General features: G+C 43.0%; 1 pseudogene. It reads left to right on the top strand.

The window, feature by feature from the left end:
• Nucleotides 1-1619: pseudogene (locus GJU43_RS22910) on the top strand (hypothetical protein); the annotation flags it as partial.

The following is a 1619-nucleotide window of genomic DNA, read 5'->3' as shown; positions in this document are numbered from 1 at the left end:
TACGGTTCGCTAAAAGTTGGAACCTGCGAAAGTCCAATACGTTTGGCGGTAAGGGTTACGTTAAGTGATCCGCAAACACCAACAGGAGCAACCACACAGGAATTCTGTAAAGTGGATAATAAAACAGTAGCTGATTTGGCAACAACAGAATCAGGTGTGACGTGGTATGATGATGCAACAGGTATAAACGCAATTTCTTCTACGGCATTTCTTGAAAACAATAAAGTGTATTACGGTTCGCTAAAGGTAGGAACCTGCGAGAGCCCAACCCGTTTGGCCGTAACGGTAACGTTAAGTGATCCGCAAACGCCAACAGGAGCAACCACGCAGGAATTCTGTAAAGTGGATAATAAAACAGTAGCTGATTTGGCAACAACAGAATCAGGTGTGACGTGGTATGATGATGCGAAAGGAATGAATGCAATTCCGTCAAACACAGTTTTAACTGATGGCACAACTTATTACGGTTCGCTAAAAGTAGGAACCTGTGAAAGTCCAACACGATTGGCCGTTACGGTTATGTTAAGTGACCCGCAAACACCAACAGGAGCAACCACGCAGGAATTCTGTAAAGTGGATAATAAAACAGTAGCTGATTTGAAAACTGCTGAAACAGGTGTGACGTGGTATGATGATGCGACAGGAGTAAACGTAATTCCGTCAACCACAGTTTTAACTGATGGCACAACTTATTACGGTTCGCTAAAGGTAGGAACCTGCGAAAGTCCAACCCGTTTGGCGGTAACGGTTACGTTAAGTGATCCGCAAACGCCAACAGGAGCAACCACACAGGAATTCTGTAAAGTGGATAATAAAACAGTAGCTGATTTGGCAACAACAGAATCAGGTGTGACGTGGTATGATGATGCGAAAGGAATGAATGCAATTCCGTCAAACACAGTTTTAACTGATGGCACAACTTATTACGGTTCGCTAAAAGTAGGAACCTGCGAGAGCCCAACACGATTGGCGGTAACGGTTATTTTAAGTGATCCGCAAACCCCAACGGGAGCAACTACGCAGGAATTCTGTAAAGTGGATAATAACACGGTGGCGGATTTGAAAACTACCGAAACTGGGGTGACATGGTATGATTCAGCGAAAGAAGGAAATGCAATTCCTTCCACTACAGCTTTGGAAAATAATAAAGTGTATTATGGTTCGCTAAAAGTAGGAACCTGCGAAAGCCCAACGAGATTGGCGGTAACGGTTATTTTAAGTGATCCGCAAACGCCAACGACTGCTCATACTACACAAGAATTCTGTAAAACAGATAATAAAACGGTAGCTGATTTGGTAACGAACGAAAGTGATGTTACTTGGTATGATTCTGCTGATGGAACAACAGTAGTTCCGTTAACAACAGTTTTGGAAAACAATAAAGTGTATTACGGTTCACTGAAAGTGGGAAATTGTGAAAGTCCAACCCGATTGGCCGTAACCGTTACTTTAAGTGATCCTCAAACGCCAACCGGAGCAGCAACACAGGAATTCTGTAAAGTGGATAATAAAACCGTGGCTGATCTGAAAACTGATGAAACAGGTGTGACGTGGTATGATGATGCGACAGGAGTAAACGCAATTCCTTCCACAACCCTTTTGGAAAACAATAAAGTGTA

Origin of the sequence: Flavobacterium sp. LC2016-23 (assembly GCF_009674775.1) — a bacterium.
Lineage (GTDB): Bacteria > Bacteroidota > Bacteroidia > Flavobacteriales > Flavobacteriaceae > Flavobacterium.
This window is presented reverse-complemented; position numbering and strand designations above follow the sequence as displayed.